At 65.2% G+C, this 13,826-nt stretch carries 13 protein-coding genes; 4 read left to right on the top strand and 9 right to left on the bottom strand.

What is annotated here, in order from left to right:
- Nucleotides 1-21: 21 nt before the first annotated feature.
- The 3 genes from M0765_RS16730 to M0765_RS16720 all read right to left on the bottom strand — a co-directional run bounded on the left by M0765_RS16730 (nucleotide 22) and on the right by M0765_RS16720 (nucleotide 4,037).
- The gene (locus M0765_RS16730) at nucleotides 22-507 is read right to left on the bottom strand and encodes a metallophosphoesterase family protein (protein ID WP_258504807.1); all 486 of its coding nucleotides are present in this window, start codon (nucleotides 505-507) and stop codon (nucleotides 22-24) included.
- A gap of 89 nt (nucleotides 508-596) precedes the next feature.
- Nucleotides 597-3,461 (bottom strand): aconitate hydratase, encoded by a 2,865-nt coding sequence (acnA, locus tag M0765_RS16725; RefSeq protein WP_258504805.1) that lies wholly within the window; start codon nucleotides 3,459-3,461, stop codon nucleotides 597-599.
- A 162-nt stretch (nucleotides 3,462-3,623) separates the two neighbouring features.
- Nucleotides 3,624-4,037: a hypothetical protein gene (locus M0765_RS16720; RefSeq protein ID WP_258504803.1), complete on the bottom strand. Its 414-nt coding sequence runs from the start codon at nucleotides 4,035-4,037 to the stop codon at nucleotides 3,624-3,626.
- 134 nt (nucleotides 4,038-4,171) lie between these two features.
- On the opposite strand from M0765_RS16720, the gene M0765_RS16715 reads away from it, so the two are divergent.
- The gene (locus tag M0765_RS16715) at nucleotides 4,172-5,017 is read left to right on the top strand and encodes a helix-turn-helix domain-containing protein (RefSeq protein WP_258504801.1); all 846 of its coding nucleotides are present in this window, start codon (nucleotides 4,172-4,174) and stop codon (nucleotides 5,015-5,017) included.
- 272 nt (nucleotides 5,018-5,289) lie between these two features.
- Here M0765_RS16715 and M0765_RS16710 read toward each other — a convergent pair whose 3' ends face one another.
- Nucleotides 5,290-5,460 carry a hypothetical protein gene (locus M0765_RS16710; protein ID WP_258504799.1) on the bottom strand — a complete coding sequence of 57 codons (171 nt, stop codon included), beginning with the start codon at nucleotides 5,458-5,460 and terminating at the stop codon, nucleotides 5,290-5,292.
- Between the two features lie 275 nt (nucleotides 5,461-5,735).
- Between M0765_RS16710 and M0765_RS16705 the strand changes: the two genes are divergently transcribed.
- On the top strand, nucleotides 5,736-6,083 hold the full coding sequence (locus M0765_RS16705) for a hypothetical protein (RefSeq protein ID WP_258504796.1): 348 nt from the start codon (nucleotides 5,736-5,738) through the stop codon (nucleotides 6,081-6,083).
- Nucleotides 6,084-6,162: 79 nt separating this feature from the next.
- Here the strand turns inward: M0765_RS16705 and M0765_RS16700 are convergent, their stop codons facing one another.
- The 5 genes from M0765_RS16700 to M0765_RS16680 all read right to left on the bottom strand — a co-directional run bounded on the left by M0765_RS16700 (nucleotide 6,163) and on the right by M0765_RS16680 (nucleotide 12,204).
- Nucleotides 6,163-8,760 (bottom strand): bifunctional aconitate hydratase 2/2-methylisocitrate dehydratase, encoded by a 2,598-nt coding sequence (locus M0765_RS16700; protein WP_258504793.1) that lies wholly within the window; start codon nucleotides 8,758-8,760, stop codon nucleotides 6,163-6,165.
- A gap of 80 nt (nucleotides 8,761-8,840) precedes the next feature.
- The gene (locus M0765_RS16695; RefSeq protein ID WP_258504792.1) at nucleotides 8,841-9,392 is read right to left on the bottom strand and encodes a hypothetical protein; all 552 of its coding nucleotides are present in this window, start codon (nucleotides 9,390-9,392) and stop codon (nucleotides 8,841-8,843) included.
- 30 nt (nucleotides 9,393-9,422) lie between these two features.
- The gene (locus M0765_RS16690) at nucleotides 9,423-10,421 is read right to left on the bottom strand and encodes an HpcH/HpaI aldolase/citrate lyase family protein (RefSeq protein ID WP_258504791.1); all 999 of its coding nucleotides are present in this window, start codon (nucleotides 10,419-10,421) and stop codon (nucleotides 9,423-9,425) included.
- The gene (gene tam, locus M0765_RS16685; RefSeq protein ID WP_258504790.1) at nucleotides 10,418-11,197 is read right to left on the bottom strand and encodes a trans-aconitate 2-methyltransferase; all 780 of its coding nucleotides are present in this window, start codon (nucleotides 11,195-11,197) and stop codon (nucleotides 10,418-10,420) included. Before tam ends, M0765_RS16690 begins: the two co-directional genes overlap by 4 nt.
- Nucleotides 11,198-11,217: 20 nt before the next feature.
- The gene (locus M0765_RS16680) at nucleotides 11,218-12,204 is read right to left on the bottom strand and encodes a malate dehydrogenase (RefSeq protein ID WP_258504789.1); all 987 of its coding nucleotides are present in this window, start codon (nucleotides 12,202-12,204) and stop codon (nucleotides 11,218-11,220) included.
- A gap of 184 nt (nucleotides 12,205-12,388) precedes the next feature.
- Here M0765_RS16680 and M0765_RS16675 point away from each other — a divergent pair, with 184 nt between their 5' ends.
- The gene (locus M0765_RS16675) at nucleotides 12,389-13,147 is read left to right on the top strand and encodes a GntR family transcriptional regulator (protein ID WP_258504788.1); all 759 of its coding nucleotides are present in this window, start codon (nucleotides 12,389-12,391) and stop codon (nucleotides 13,145-13,147) included.
- Between the two features lie 223 nt (nucleotides 13,148-13,370).
- Entirely contained in the window at nucleotides 13,371-13,817 is a 447-nt protein-coding gene (sdhC, locus tag M0765_RS16670) for a succinate dehydrogenase, cytochrome b556 subunit (protein WP_258504786.1), read from the top strand.
- Nucleotides 13,818-13,826: the final 9 nt, after the last annotated feature.

Genomic DNA, 13,826 nt, shown 5'->3' with positions numbered 1-13,826 from the left:
CGGCGCTTTCGCCGTGCCTGATCAAGCCAGTTCGATGATGCGTGCCGTTACCGTCTCACCGACTACTTCGAGTTCAGCGACTGCGATTGGCAATTTGAATCTACGGGGCCCGGCGCTACCTGGGTTGACATAAAGGACTCCGTCGCGCTCCTCGATCTGCGGCTTGTGGGAGTGGCCCGAGACCACTACGCGAACCTCGGCGCCAGCGGGATCGATGTCGATTTGCGAGAGATCGTGGATCGCATAGACAAGCACACTGCCGACCCGCAGGAAGTCGGTTTCCGCAATGCCGGCTGCCCAGGCTTCGCGGTCGTTGTTGCCCCGTACAGCCGTCAACGGCGCGATCGCTCGCAGCGCTTCGAGGATGCCAACATCGCCGATGTCCCCGCCATGCACGATGAGGTCGCACCCCTGCAGCGCTGCCACAGCCTCGGGGCGCAGCAGCCCGTGCGTGTCTGAGATCAGCCCGACGCGGATCGCGGTGGAGCCGCTATATGTGGCGCTCATTTCGAAAATTATTCTGCTGATCGCAACCCGCAGCTACCCGATCTGCGGCAAGGCAATGCCGCACCAAACCTGAGAGCAGACCCCGAGAGTTATGCCAGCAACTGCCGCAGCACAAACGGCAAGATCCCGCCGTGCTTGTAGTAATCCACCTCGATCGGCGTATCGATGCGAAGGCGCACCGTCACTTCCTGGTGCGAGCCGTCGGCACGATGCACGACCAGCTTCACGTCCATCTGCGGCTTGAGTTCGCCGCCAATGACCACGTCAATCTTTTCGTCGCCCGTCAGGCCCAGCGTCTGCCATGAATCGGCGCCGCGGAACTGCAGCGGCAGCACGCCCATGCCGACCAGGTTGGCGCGGTGGATGCGCTCGAAGCTGCGCGCCACCACGGCCTTGATGCCCAAGAGCTGCGTGCCCTTGGCGGCCCAGTCGCGCGATGAGCCGGTGCCGTATTCCTCGCCGCCGAAGACCACCGTGGGGATGCCCTGCTCCATGTACTTCATGGCGGCGTCGTAGATGAACATCTTCTGGTTGCCAGGCTGGAACAGCGTGACGCCCCCCTCCTCCTGCGTGCCGTTGATGTCCGGCGGAATCATCAGGTTCTTGATGCGCACGTTGGCAAACGTGCCGCGCATCATCACGTCGTGGTTGCCGCGGCGCGAGCCGTAGCTGTTGAAGTCGGCCTTGGCCACGCCGTTCGCCTTGAGCCAGATGCCGGCGGGCGAGCTTTCCTTGATGGAGCCGGCTGGCGAGATGTGGTCGGTGGTGATCGAGTCGCCGAAAAGCGCCATGATGCGCGCGCCCTTGAAGCCGGCGTCCGATGCATGCGGCTGCATCTTGAAGTCGGCGAAGAACGGCGGCTCGGCAATGTAGGTCGAGGTGGGCCAGTCGTAGACCTGGCCCGTGGTGCCCTGGATGCTGCTCCAGAACTTGCCGGGGTCGGTCTTGACCTTGTCGTAGTTGGCGCGAAACGACTTGGCATTCATCGCGTAGCGCAGGTTCTCGTCGATTTCCTTCGGCGTGGGCCAGATGTCGCCCAGGTACACGTCCTTGCCGTTCTTGCCCTTGCCCACCGGCTCGGTCATCAGGTCGACCATCACGTTGCCGGCAATTGCAAAAGCCACCACCAGCGGCGGCGAGGCCAGGAAGTTGGCCTTCAGGTTCGGATGGATGCGCGCCTCGAAGTTGCGGTTGCCCGAAAGCACTGCGGCGCCGACCAGGTCGTTCTTGACGATCGCGTCGTTGATCTCCGGCGTGAGGTCGCCCGCGTTGCCGATGCAGGTCGTGCAACCGTAGCCGGCCAGGTAGAAGCCGAGCTTTTCGAGATACGGCAGCAGCCCCGCTTTCTCGAGGTATTCGGTGACGATGCGGGAACCGGGCGCCAGCGAGGTCTTGACGTGCGGCTTGACCGTAAGGCCCGCCTCCACCGCCTTTTTGGCCAGCAGGCCGGCCGCGAGCATCACGCTCGGGTTGGAGGTGTTGGTGCACGAGGTAATGGCCGCGATCAGCACGTCGCCGTTGCCGATGGTCACGCCGCCCTTAGGCGCCGCCGGTGCCGTGGCGTTCACATGGGCGGCGGCCTTGGTCGACCGGTTGGCCACCATTTCGACCAGTTCGCGCGGTGCGCCGGGCGGCGGCGGCGCGGCTTCGTTGTCGTCGCCCTGGCCGCTCGTGGTCAGCGGATAACGCAGCTTGAGCCGCTCGGCCGGCTGGTTGAAGCCGTTGGCGTCGTTGGGCTTGCTGAAGAGTTCAGAGAACTTGGTCGACAGGTGGCCCAGGTCGATGCGGTCTTGCGGCCGCTTCGGACCTGCGAGGCTCGGCGACACGGTGCCCAGGTCGAGCTTGACGATCTTGGTGTAATCGATGTCGCCAGGCGCCGGCATGCCGAAGAGGCCCTGCGCCTTGTAGTAGGTCTCGAAGCGCTCGACCTCTTCCTTGGTGCGGCCGGTGCCTTCGAAGTAAGCGACAGTCGCCTCGTCGACCGGAAAGAAGCCCATGGTGGCACCGTACTCGGGCGCCATGTTGCCGATCGTCGCCCGGTCGGGCACGCCGATCGACGCAGCGCCGGGTCCGAAGAATTCGACGAACTTGCCCACCACCTTCTCGGCCCGCAGGATGGAGGTGACATACAGCACCAGGTCGGTGGCCGTCACGCCTTCGCGCAGCTTGCCCGTGAGTTCGAAGCCCACCACGTCGGGCGTCAGCATGTAGACCGGCTGGCCCAGCATGGCGGCTTCGGCCTCGATGCCGCCCACGCCCCACCCGACCACGCCAACGCCGTTGATCATGGTCGTGTGGCTGTCGGTACCGACCAGCGAATCGGGGTAGTACACCGGCACCTCGGCGTTGTCGCTCGAGCTCTTGTAGACGCCGCGCGCAAAGTATTCAAGGTTGACCTGGTGCACGATGCCGAAGCCGGGCGGCACGACACGGAAAGTGTCGAAGGCCTGCATGCCCCACTTCATGAACTGGTAGCGCTCGTTGTTGCGCTGGAACTCCAGCTTCATGTTGAGGTCGAGCGCCTTGGGCGTGCCGTAGTAGTCGACCATCACCGAGTGGTCGACCACCAGGTCGACCGGCACCAGCGGCTCGATGGTCTTGGGCGACTTGCCGAGCTTGGCGGCCACGCTGCGCATGGCAGCCAGGTCAGCGAGGAGCGGCACGCCGGTAAAGTCTTGCAGCACCACGCGGGTGACGACGAAAGGGATTTCATCGACGCGGTCTGCATTGGGCGCCCAGTGCGCCAGCTCCTCGACATGCTTGGGCGAGACCTTTTGCCCATCGCAATTGCGCAGCACCGACTCGAGCACGATGCGGATCGATACCGGCAGCCGGTTCACGGAGGGATACTGCTTGGCCAACTCCTTCAGGGACCAGTATTTGCCGGATGCGCCGGACGGGGTCTTGAAGGTCTTGAGGGTGGACGCAAAGGCGTGCGCCGGTGCTTTGGCCATTGAGGAACTCCTGTTCGTTCGATCTGTTCGTGGAAGCACCTCAAAGATAGCAGGGATCGATGTCAGTTGTTGTAGTCGGTCTTCCCTGCAATGCTCCCCAAGTGCCACCTTCCTCATGGCCAGAAATGCCGGGTAAATGGGTGTTGCCGGCATCCGCTGCGCTCAGGCCAGGGCCATGTTCGCGCTGCCGCGGGCCCGGCGCAGGCCCGTCCATTGCAGCTCGGCCAGCACCACCACGCACAGCGCCTGCGCCAGTACCCAGGCCATGCCCAACGCGGTGACCGCGAACAGGCCGCTCATCAGCAGCGCCCCGCAGGCCACGGCCCAGCCGAAGTTGCCGACGACCACCAGCCCGATGAGCGTGCGGGGCGGCGTGCGGCGGGTGGCCATGAAGGCCGCGGCTGCCGCATATGCCAGCAGGAATACGCCTGTGCCCATGAGCAGCGGTGCCGGCAGGCCGGTCAGCCTTGCCAGCGCATCGGTGAAAGCCACCTGCATTGCGCCGGTCGCGGCGCATGAAGCGGCGTCGGCCCACATGACGTTGGGGAGGAAACGGGGGGATGCAAAGACGGACATGAGAATCTCCTTCGGTTGGAGTACGCCGCAAGCCTGTCCTGCCGCGTTGGACCCAATGATTTCGAAAGACGGGCACAGCGTCGATAACCTCGGAGGTCATGGCGTGCCAGCGGCGCCGCGCCAGAATGCGGGCCATGACCACACCCCGCACCCATTCGTCCAAGGCCGGCCAGCCCGGCGCGCGCGACCCGTTCGGCGCGCATCTTCGGCACTGGCGCACGCATCGCCGCCTGAGCCAGCTCGATCTCGCGCAAGAGGCCGAGGTTTCGACGCGACACCTGAGCTACGTGGAAACCGGCCGCGCCGCACCCAGCCGCGAGATGGTGCTGCGCCTGGCCGAACGACTGGAAGTGCCGCTGCGGGAGCGCAACGCCCTGCTGGTGGCCGCGGGCTTCGCACCGATGTACCGGCAGCGCTCCCTCGACGACCCTGCCCTGGCCTCGGCGCGCCGCGCCGTCGACCTGGTGCTGAAGGGCCACGAGCCGTTTCCCGCGCTGGCAGTCGACCGCCACTGGAACCTGGTGGCGCACAACGCACTGGTGCCGATGCTGATGGCCGGCGCAGCGCCGGAACTGGTTCAAGCCCCGGTCAACGTGCTGCGCCTGAGCCTGCACCCCGACGGGCTGGCCTCCCGCATCGCCAATCTGGCGCAATGGCGTGCCCACTTGCTCGAACGGCTGCAGCAGCAGATTGCCGCGACAGGCGATGCCGTGCTGCAGGCGCTGCACGACGAGCTCGAGGCCTACCCCACGCCCAGCGTGAGCCACGACGCGCCGGCCGCGAACACCGAACTGTCAGGCGTCGTGGTGCCTTTTCAGCTGGTCACGCCCAACGGCGTGCTGAGCTTCATCAGCACCACCACCATCTTCGGCACGCCGGTGGACGTGACGTTGCAGGAGCTGGCGGTGGAATCGTTCTTTCCGGCCGATGCGCAAACGGCCGCGGCGCTGACCGCGCTGGCGGCCCAGTCGGCCGGTTGAACTCCGCATTCACTAAGCGCAGGCTGCTGCGTGAGTTGCGATAAAAGCCGGTTCTTGCGCAAGAGTGCCGGCTTCTCGGGCCGGCCGAAGGCGCCCCGACCCGCCGGCCACAGGCGCAGGGCCGCTCGGTCCCTAGAATCGCCGCACCCAGTCAGCGCGGCTGGTGCAGCACCTCTCCTGTCAATGGAATCCGACATGCTCCAACCCTCTGAATTGCGCCAGTTCTTCCCCGTGATCGTGACGCCGAGCCATGACGGCAAGTTCTTCCAGAACTACGTCGTCTCGATGATGAACTTCGCCATCGAGGCGGAGCGCGCGGGAATGCGGCTCCAGGTGCTGTTCCACCAGGGCGAAAGCCTGGTGACCCGTGCGCGAAACAACTGCGTGGCCCAGTTCCTGGCCAACCCGCAATGGACGCATCTGTTCTGGATCGATGCCGACATCGGGTTCTCGGCCGAAGCCGCCTTCCGGCTGCTGCGCTCGGGCTACGACATTGCGGCCGGCGTGTACCCCCTCAAGCGCGAGAACTGGCCTGCGGAGGGCCTGGCCGAAGGCACCACGCGCCAGCGGTTCGAGGCCACCTTCACGCGCTACACGGTCAATGCCAAGGCGTCATCTACGTCCGGAGCCGGTGCGCAAATCGATCTCGAAGTGCAGCCGGACGGCTTCATGAAAATGACCGAAGCACCGACCGGCTTCATGGCCATCAAGCGCAAACGTGTTCGAACGGCTCATCGCGAGCTACCCCGATCTCAACTACGTGCCCGACAGCATCGGCGAAGCCGATCTTGGCCTGCACTACCGCTTCTTCGATGTGATGGTCGATCCCGAGACCCGCCGCTATCTCTCCGAGGACTATGGCTTTTGCCGCCTGTGGTCGGGCCTGGGCGAATCGATCTACATCGACGCCAATTCCAACCTGACCCACCAAGGGGCCAAGACCTACAGCGGCGACTTCGCAACGTCCCTGCTGACCTCGTTGCCCCACGCGGTGGGCGGTCCGCTCGGCTCGGCCATGGTGCTGACCGGCCAGGAATACCTGAAGCCGAACCCGCCGCCGCTTTGATTCAGCAGCAGCCCACGAACAGCGCACATGAAAAAGCCCCGCCGAAGCGGGGCTTTTTTAGAGCGGAAGCTCTGCGCGATCAGGCCGCGACCACGGCAGCAGCCGCTTCGGTCTTGTACTCGTCGAGCTTGTCGAAGTTGAGGTACTGGTAGATCTGGGTGCTCGATGCATCGAGCACGCCCGTTGCGGCCATGTACTCCTCGCGCGTCGGAATGCGGCCCAGGCGCGAGCAAATGGCGGCCAGTTCCGCCGAGCCAAGGTACACGTTGGTATTCTTGCCCAGGCGGTTCGGGAAGTTGCGGGTGCTGGTCGACATGACCGTCGCGCCTTCGCGCACCTGTGCCTGGTTGCCCATGCACAGCGAGCAGCCCGGCATTTCGGTGCGGGCGCCGGCATTGCCGAAGACGCCGTAGTGGCCTTCCTCGGTGAGCTGGTGCGCGTCCATCTTGGTGGGCGGTGCAATCCACAGCTTGACCGGAATGTCGCGCTTGCCTTCGAGCAGCTTCGACGCGGCGCGGAAGTGGCCGATGTTGGTCATGCACGAGCCGATGAACACTTCGTCGATCTGCGCGCCGGCCACGTCGGACAGCGTCTTCACATCGTCGGGGTCGTTCGGGCAGGCCACGATCGGCTCATGGATGTCGGCCAGGTCGATTTCGATGACGGCCGCGTAGTCGGCGTCGTCGTCGCCCTTGAGCAGCTGCGGGTCCTTGAGCCAGGCTTCCTGCGCGGCGATGCGGCGTGCCAGCGTGCGGGCGTCGGCGTAGCCTTCGGCAATCATCCACTTCATCAGCGTGATGTTGCTGTTGATGTATTCGATGATCGGTTCCTTGTTCAGGTGCACCGTGCAGCCGGCGGCCGAGCGTTCGGCCGAGGCGTCGCTCAGTTCGAAGGCTTGCTCCACCTTCAGGTCCGGCAGGCCTTCGATTTCGAGAATGCGGCCCGAGAAGATGTTCTTCTTTCCCTTTTTCTCGACCGTGAGCAGGCCGCTCTTGATGGCGTACAGCGGAATGGCGTTGACCAGGTCGCGCAGCGTGACGCCGGGCTGCATCTTGCCCTTGAAGCGCACGAGCACCGACTCGGGCATGTCCAGCGGCATCACGCCGGTGGCGGCCGCGAAGGCCACGAGGCCGGAACCGGCCGGGAAGCTGATGCCGATCGGGAAGCGCGTGTGGCTGTCGCCGCCCGTGCCCACGGTGTCGGGCGTGAGCAGGCGGTTGAGCCAGCTGTGGATCACGCCGTCGCCCGGGCGCAGCGACACGCCGCCGCGCGTGCTGATGAAGTCGGGCAGTTCGTGGTGCATCTTCACGTCCACCTTCTTGGGATAGGCCGCGGTGTGGCAGAACGACTGCATGACGAGGTCGGCCGAGAAGCCCAGGCAGGCCAGGTCCTTCAGCTCGTCGCGCGTCATCGGGCCGGTGGTGTCCTGCGAGCCGACCGAGGTCATCTTGGGTTCGCAGTACGTGCCCGGGCGAACGCCCTGGCCTTCAGGCAGACCGCAGGCGCGGCCGACCATCTTCTGTGCCAGCGAGAATCCCTTCTTGGTGTCGACCGGGCTTTGGGGCAGGCGGAACAGCGTGGAAGCGGGCAGGCCCAGCGCCTCGCGTGCCTTGGACGTGAGGCCGCGGCCGATGATCAGCGGAATGCGGCCGCCGGCGCGCACTTCGTCGAACAGCACATCGCTCTTCACCTTGAACTCGGCAATGACCTTGCCGTCCTTCAGTGCCTTGCCTTCGTAGGGGCGCAGCTCGACCACGTCGCCCGTGTCCATCTGGCTCACGTCGAGTTCGATGGGCAGCGCGCCCGCGTCTTCCATGGTGTTGTAGAAGATCGGGGCGATCTTGGTGCCCAGGCACACACCGCCGAAGCGCTTGTTGGGGATGAACGGAATGTCGTCGCCGGTGAACCAGAGCACCGAGTTGGTGGCCGACTTGCGGCTGGAACCCGTGCCGACCACGTCGCCCACGTAGGCGACCTGGTGGCCCTTCTGCTTCAGCGATTCGATGAACTTGACCGGACCGCGCTTGCCGTCTTCTTCCGGCTCGAAGGCCGTGCCTTCGCGCTTGTTCTTGAGCATGGCCAGCGCGTGCATGGGGATGTCCGGGCGCGTGGTGGCGTCGGGCGCGGGCGACAGGTCGTCGGTGTTGGTTTCGCCGGGCACCTTGAAGACCGTGATGGTCAGGCTTTGCGGCACTTCGGGGCGGCTGGTGAACCATTCGGCATCGGCCCAGCTTTGCAGCACGCCCTTGGCGTTGGCGTTGCCCTTGTCGGCCTTTTCCTTGACGTCGTGGAACTGGTCGAACATCAACAGGGTTTTCTTCAGGCCCTCGGCCGCCACGGCGCCCACTTCGGCGTCGTCGAGCAGGTCGATCATCGGGCTGATGTTGTAGCCGCCGAGCATGGTGCCGAGCAATTCGGTGGCGCGGGCACGCGTGATGAACGCGTTCTTCTCGGTACCGTGGGCCACGGCCGCCAGGTAGCTCGCCTTGACCTTGGCCGCGTCGTCGACGCCGGCGGGCACGCGATAGGTGAGCAGATCGAGCAGGAAGGCACCGTCCTTGGCATTCGCGCTCTTGAGGAGCTCGATGGCTTCGGCGGTTTGCTTCGCGCTCAATGGCAGCGGCGGAATACCGAGCGCGGCGCGTTCGGCAACATGGTCAACGTAGGCTTGCAACATCTTCTTTTCTCCGGAAACTGGGGCTGGCGGGCGTGCAGTGCGGCAAGCAAGAGCCGCGCCGCACCCCTGGTTCGGTACTCTTACTTCTTGGCCGCGTCGGCGCCTTCGAACAGGCTCTTGGGCGGGTTCTTCTTCATTTCTTCGGCAAACGCGACCTGCTCTGCCGTCTGGCATTCGTCGGCAATGCGCAGGCCTGCCTTCTGGTTCATCAGCATCGACTTGTTGCCCAGTTGCAGCCACATGGCGCCTGCGCGGGGGTCTTCGAGGCGGATGGCGCCGGTGCGGCTTTCGACCGGGTGCATGCGGTACTTCAGGCCCTTGGTCGACACGTTGAAGAAGCCGGGCTTCTTCTCGTCGGCGGCCACGGTCACGTCGGCACCGAGTTCGCACTGGGCCTTGCCGAGCGAAACGCGCTTGGCGACTTCGAGGTCGGCGTCGGTCAGCACGATGTTGGTTTCATCGGCGATGGGCGTCACTTCTTCGACGGCCTTGGCGGCCTTGCGGGTGACCTGCTTCTTGGGGGGCGTCTTCTTGGCTTCAGCCTTGGCGGCCGGCTTGGCAGGGGTGGTTTGCGCCGTGGCGGCAAACGGGAGCGCCAGGGCCAGGGCTGCGATCAGAGCGATTTTCTTCATGGGTGTTTCCTTGAGCTGGATTCGTAAGTTTCAGGAGGCCGCGAGTGCAAACCAGGCTTTTGCCTCTGCAGGCAACGCGCGCCCTGTTGCGTGGGCACGCGTCAGCACTTGCCAAAAATGGCGATAGCTCGCGCGGTCGTGCAATGTGCCATCAATTTGTGTCGGCGCCCAATCCGCGAGTGCGGCATTTGTAATGATTTCTACGGCAATCTGAATCTGGGCCTCGTCCGGCGCAAACGCTTCGAGGATCGGCCGGATCTGGTTCGGGTGAATGCTCCACATGCGCGTGTAGCCGAATTCGGAGGCCGCCTTGCGGGCCGCCGTGCGCATGGCGTCGGTGTTGTTGAACTCGGTGACCACGCAGTGCGAAGGCACCTTGCCGTAGGCGTGCGCAGCGGATGCAATGGCCAGCTTGGCACGCACCACCAGCGGATGCGTGAACTGGCCGGCAGCCCCCATTCCGTCAGCCGGAATGGCGCCCGCATGGGCGGAGACGAAATCCATCAGGCCGAAGCTCAGCGATTGCACGCGCGGATGCGCGGCAATTTCGAACGCGTTGTGCACCGCCAGCGGCGATTCGATGAGCACGTGCAGCGGCAGCGCATCGGCGTCGACCGCCTCGAGCGCCGCCACGGCCTGCGCCACGTCGGCGACGGACTCGACCTTGGGCACCATCAGGTGGCTGAGCCGGTGGCCGGCACGCCCGGCAATGGTGACCACGTCGCCGGCGAAGGCCGGGTGATCGACCGGATGAACGCGCACGCCGACACGCATGCCCGGCTTTGCGGCAAGTGCCAGTTCGGTGACGAGCGCGGCATGCTCGGCCTCGCCGCCGACCGGGGCGCCGTCTTCGCAGTCGAGGGTGACGTCGAACACGCAGGCGCCGAACTCCTCGGCCATTTCGGCCTGGAGCGCGAGGCTCTTCTTCATGCGCGCTTCAACGCCGCTGTAGTGGTCGCACACAGGCAGCGTCACAGCGCCGGCTTGCGCTCCGAGCAGCACTTCAGCGGGATGGACCGGGTTCGTCATGCTTTTTTCTGCACCACGATGAACATGCGCGGAAAGGCGAGCAGCCGCTTGCCGTCGGCACGGGCGGGATAGGCCTGGTCGATACGGCGCTCGTATTCGGCCAGGTAGCTTGCGCGCAGCTCGTCAGGCAGCCGGTCGACGAAAGGCTTCAGCCCCGTGCCGCGCACCCATTCGACAATGGCTGCGGCGTCGGCCATGGGATGCTGATAGATGGTGTGCCAGACATCGACCTTGGCCGCCTCGGGCGCCAGCAGGTCGTAGTAGCCGCCGAGCGGCAGCAGCAGCGTGCGCATTCGGTCGGCGTCGCCGATGGGCTCGGCCCACGGCGCCTCGGAGGCCACGGCGCGCATCAGGCGATGCGTGGGCTCCTGGCGGTTGTCGGGCATCTGGACGGCGAGCACGCCACCCGGGGCCAGCGCGGCAAAGAGGCGCGGGATCAGCGTTTCGTGATCCGGCACCCACTGCAGGGCTGCGTTGGCGTAAATGAGGTCGGGCGCTTGGTCTTGCGGCGCCCAGGTCGCAATGTCGCTCAACTCGAAGCGCGCCTGCGGCAGGCGCTCGCGCGCGCTGGCCAGCATGGCTTCGGAGTTGTCGGTTCCGACGACACGCGCCTTCGGAAACCGATGAAACAGCAGCTCGGTGGAATTGCCCGGTCCGCAGCCGAGGTCGACCACATGGGCCGCCTCGGACAACGGCACCCGCGCCAGGAGCTCCTGTGCGGGCCGGGTGCGCTCGTCCTCGTAGCGACGATAGAGCGCGGGGTTCCAGTCGAGCATGCCGATGCTGCGATTTGCGATTACAGGAGGTGAGCGACGCCCGCCTGCTCGCCCTGCAGCTCTTCCAGGGTCTTGTTGATGCGTTCCTGGCTGAATGCATCGATTTCCAGGCCTTCGACCAGCTTGTATTCGCCGTTCTCGCAGGTCACGGGGAAGCCGAACATCGTGTCCTTCGGAATGCCGTATTGGCCGTCCGACGGAATGCCCATGGTGACCCACTTGCCGTTGGTGCCCAGGGCCCAGTCGCGCATGTGGTCGATGGCTGCGTTGGCGGCCGAGGCGGCCGACGACAGGCCGCGTGCTTCGATGATGGCCGCGCCGCGCTTGCCGACGGTCGGCAGGAAGGTGTTGGCGTTCCATTCCTGGTCGTTGATCATCTTGGCGACGCTTTCGCCCTTGATGGTGGCAAAGCGGTAGTCGGCGTACATCGTGGGCGAGTGGTTGCCCCACACGACGAGCTTTTCGATGTCGGCCACAGGCTTGCCGGTCTTGGCGGCGATCTGGCTGGCGGCGCGGTTGTGGTCCAGGCGCAGCATGGCGGTGAAGTTCTTGCGCGGCAGGTCAGGGGCGCTCTTCATCGCGATGTAGGCGTTGGTGTTGGCGGGGTTGCCGACCACCAGCACCTTCACGTTGCGGCTGGCCACGGCGTTCAGCGCTTTGCCCTGTGCCGTGAAGATGGCGCCGTTGACGGCCAGCAGTTCGGCACGTTCCATGCCCGGGCCGCGCGGACGCGAGCCGACCAGCAGCGCGTAGTCGGCGTCTTTGAAGGCGGTCATCGGGTCGCCGTGGGCCTCCATGCCGGCCAGCAGCGGGAAAGCGCAGTCGTCGAGTTCCATCATCACGCCCTTGAGCGCCTTCTGGGCCTTCTCGTCGGGGATTTCGAGCAATTGCAGGATGACCGGCTGGTCTTTGCCGAGCATTTCGCCCGACGCGATACGGAACAACAGGGCGTAACCGATTTGGCCGGCGGCACCGGTGACGGCAACGCGGACGGGTTTTTTGCTCATGGGAAGACTCCAGAAGATGGTGAAACGGTATCGGCGGGCGCGCTTGGCGCCGGTGGTCCTGCAGGGCGAGAATCCTTCCCGCGGCGCAGGCCGGCCCGCATTTTAAGCCGAATCGATGCAGCCCGTCTTATGTCTTATATAAGATATGCTCGGAGGTTCCGCCACGGCGCACCCCACCGCTGCCATGAATGCCCCCACCGTCCTCGAAGACTCCGCGACGCCTTCCTTCAGTCCGCTCTACCAGCAGATCAAGACCTTGATCCTGCAGAGCCTGCAGGCCGGCGAGTGGAAGCCGGGCGAACCGATTCCGAGCGAAATGGATCTTGCCGTGCGCTATCGCGTGAGCCAGGGCACGGTGCGCAAGGCCATCGACGAGCTGGCGGCCGAAAATCTCGTGGTGCGGCGCCAGGGCAAGGGCACCTTCGTTGCCACGCACGCCGAGCAGCACGTGCAGTACCGCTTTCTGAAGCTCGTGCCCGATGTCGGCACGCCAAGCACCGAAGGTCCCGCCGAGCGCACCATCATCGATTGCCGCCGCCAGCGCGCATCGGCCGACGTGGCGCGCGCACTGGGCCTGCGCACCGGCGACGCGGTGCTGCAGGTGCGGCGCGTGCTCGCCTACGGCGGCGTGCCGACCATTCTCGAAGACCTGTGGCTCCCCGGGGCGCCGTTCAAGGGCCTCACGGCCGAGCGGCTGCGGGCCTGGCCCGGCCCGATGTACGCAATGTTCGAAACCGAATTCGGCGTGCGCATGGTGCGCGCCGAAGAAAAAATCCGCGCGGTGCTGCCCGACGCGGAGCAGGCGGCCTTGCTCGACGTGTCGCTGCAGATGCCCTTGCTCAGCGTGGAGCGCCTGGCGCACACGTACCACGACACGCCGATGGAACTGCGCCGCGGCTTGTATCGCACCGACACGCACCATTACCGCAATCAGCTCGGCTGAGATCGCGCAGATGAAACCACGATCGAACCGCATTGCAGCACCTGCGCACGGCGCGCAGCACGCTCCGAAGTCAATAGCATCCGACTGCGGCACTGCGCCGACGCGGGCACCTCCGCCATGCAATGGTGCATTGCAATAGAATTTTGCGTTGTTTGCATTCCGCAGAAGAAACAAAAGCGTTCGCTATCAGAACAAGCCACCAAGCCACGAAAGCCTCCCCCCAATGACAGAGCTTGCAACCCCTCCCCGGCCGCCGCGTCGCGAATTCCGGAACATCAATGCCTTCACCGATCTCACGACCTACCGGCTGCCGCCGGCCGGCATCGTGTCGATCCTGCACCGCGTGAGCGGTGTGCTGATGTTCCTGCTGATGCCATTCATCATCTGGATGTTCGACACCTCGCTTTCGTCCGACTATTCGTTCGCCAGATTCAAGGCCGCCTTCAACAGCGGCCTTGGTTTCGTTCCGGGCTGGTTCTTCAAGCTGGTCGCGCTCGCACTGATCTGGGCCTACCTGCACCACTTCATCGCCGGCCTGCGCCACCTCTGGATGGACGTGAGCCACGCCGCCGTCACCAAGGAGTTCGGACAGAGTTCGGCCCTGGTCACGCTGGCCCTGAGCGTTCTGCTCACCGTGGTGCTCGGCGCCAAGCTGTTCGGCCTGTACTGAGAAGGAGCC

Origin of the sequence: Variovorax sp. S12S4 (assembly GCF_023195515.1) — a bacterium.
GTDB lineage: Bacteria > Pseudomonadota > Gammaproteobacteria > Burkholderiales > Burkholderiaceae_C > Variovorax.
Note: the sequence above shows the minus strand (reverse complement) of the source record. Positions and strands in the feature narration are given on the sequence as shown.

What these genes read in the sequence shown, in the direction of transcription:
- M0765_RS16730 (WP_258504807.1), bottom strand. Translation starts at nt 507, where the DNA reads ATGAGCGCCACATATAGCGGCTCCACCGCGATCCGCGTCGGGCTGATC.
- acnA (WP_258504805.1), bottom strand. Translation starts at nt 3,461, where the DNA reads ATGGCCAAAGCACCGGCGCACGCCTTTGCGTCCACCCTCAAGACCTTC.
- M0765_RS16720 (WP_258504803.1), bottom strand. Translation starts at nt 4,037, where the DNA reads ATGTCCGTCTTTGCATCCCCCCGTTTCCTCCCCAACGTCATGTGGGCC.
- M0765_RS16715 (WP_258504801.1), top strand. Translation starts at nt 4,172, where the DNA reads ATGACCACACCCCGCACCCATTCGTCCAAGGCCGGCCAGCCCGGCGCG.
- M0765_RS16710 (WP_258504799.1), bottom strand. Translation starts at nt 5,460, where the DNA reads ATGTCGGCATCGATCCAGAACAGATGCGTCCATTGCGGGTTGGCCAGG.
- M0765_RS16700 (WP_258504793.1), bottom strand. Translation starts at nt 8,760, where the DNA reads ATGTTGCAAGCCTACGTTGACCATGTTGCCGAACGCGCCGCGCTCGGT.
- M0765_RS16695 (WP_258504792.1), bottom strand. Translation starts at nt 9,392, where the DNA reads ATGAAGAAAATCGCTCTGATCGCAGCCCTGGCCCTGGCGCTCCCGTTT.
- M0765_RS16690 (WP_258504791.1), bottom strand. Translation starts at nt 10,421, where the DNA reads ATGACGAACCCGGTCCATCCCGCTGAAGTGCTGCTCGGAGCGCAAGCC.
- tam (WP_258504790.1), bottom strand. Translation starts at nt 11,197, where the DNA reads ATGCTCGACTGGAACCCCGCGCTCTATCGTCGCTACGAGGACGAGCGC.
- M0765_RS16680 (WP_258504789.1), bottom strand. Translation starts at nt 12,204, where the DNA reads ATGAGCAAAAAACCCGTCCGCGTTGCCGTCACCGGTGCCGCCGGCCAA.
- M0765_RS16675 (WP_258504788.1), top strand. Translation starts at nt 12,389, where the DNA reads ATGAATGCCCCCACCGTCCTCGAAGACTCCGCGACGCCTTCCTTCAGT.
- sdhC (WP_258504786.1), top strand. Translation starts at nt 13,371, where the DNA reads ATGACAGAGCTTGCAACCCCTCCCCGGCCGCCGCGTCGCGAATTCCGG.